Origin of the sequence: Streptomyces prasinopilosus, assembly GCF_001419695.1 — a bacterium.
GTDB lineage: Bacteria > Actinomycetota > Actinomycetes > Streptomycetales > Streptomycetaceae > Streptomyces > Streptomyces prasinopilosus.
In genome coordinates this window covers 1-1,016 of record NZ_LIRG01000202.1, presented here as the reverse complement: position 1 = coordinate 1,016, position 1,016 = coordinate 1, and the positions used below count along the sequence as shown (strand labels likewise).

The 1,016-nt window shown below is 67.0% G+C and carries 1 protein-coding gene; it reads left to right on the top strand.

The window, feature by feature from the left end; translation table 11 throughout:
- The first annotated feature begins 163 nt into the window (after positions 1 to 163).
- The gene (locus tag AOK18_RS10145; protein WP_055694092.1) at positions 164 to 967 is read left to right on the top strand and encodes a pectate lyase; all 804 of its coding nucleotides are present in this window, start codon (positions 164 to 166) and stop codon (positions 965 to 967) included.
- Positions 968 to 1,016 lie beyond the last annotated feature (49 nt).

Sequence of the window (1,016 nt, the reverse complement as noted above, 5' to 3'; positions counted from 1 at the left end):
GTATAAGAGACAGCGCTCACACCGGACGGCCGGATATGGCTGTCCGGAGCGTTGACCAGAAAGCGCTTACCCTCTACGTTCCGTTCAGCGACATGAACAGGAGCGGGCGGTGCGACGTCTCCGCGCCGTCACGTCCCCCCACCACGAGAGAAGGAACCGGGACATGACTTCACCAACACGGCCCCGCGCCCGCGGGCGCGCACTGACCGGGGCGCTGGCCACCCTCGGCCTCTCGATTGGCATGCTCACGACTGTCGGAGCGCCCTCGGCGAGCGCCGCCACCTGGCCGACCCCCAACGGCAGTGAGGGCGTCTCCTCCACCATCGCGGTGTCCGGCACCAAGGACTACGGGATGAAGCGCCTCTACGGCACGGGCGACCTGGGCTCGGGCGGCCAGGACGAGGACCAGGGCCCGATCCTGGAACTGGCGGACGGCGCGGTCCTGAAGAACGTCGTCCTCGGCGCCCCCGCGGCCGACGGCATCCACTGCAAGGGCTCCTGCACGCTGCAGAACGTGTGGTGGGAGGACGTCGGCGAGGACGCGGCCACGTTCAAGGGCAAGTCGTCGTCCTCGGTCTACACCGTCAGCGGCGGCGGGGCCAAGGAAGCCAGCGACAAGGTGTTCCAGTTCAACGGCGCCGGCACCCTGAACGTGTCGAACTTCGCGGTCAAGAACTTCGGCACCTTCGTGCGCTCCTGCGGCAACTGCTCGACGCAGTACAAGCGCACGATCAACCTCAACACCATCGAGGTGAGCTGGAAGGGCAGCAGGATCGCCGGCATCAACACCAACTACGGCGACAGCGCGACCCTGCGCAACATCAGGATCGTCGGGGACAGCAGCAAGAAGATCATCCCCTGCCAGAAGTACATCGGCAACAGCAACGGTTCCGAGCCCAGCGGCAACGGATCGGGCGCCGACGGCACTTACTGCAAGTACGCGTCGTCCGACATCACCTACCAGTAGGAACCGGCGGCAGCGGCCCCCCACGGTGAGGGCGGCGGCCGTGCACGGC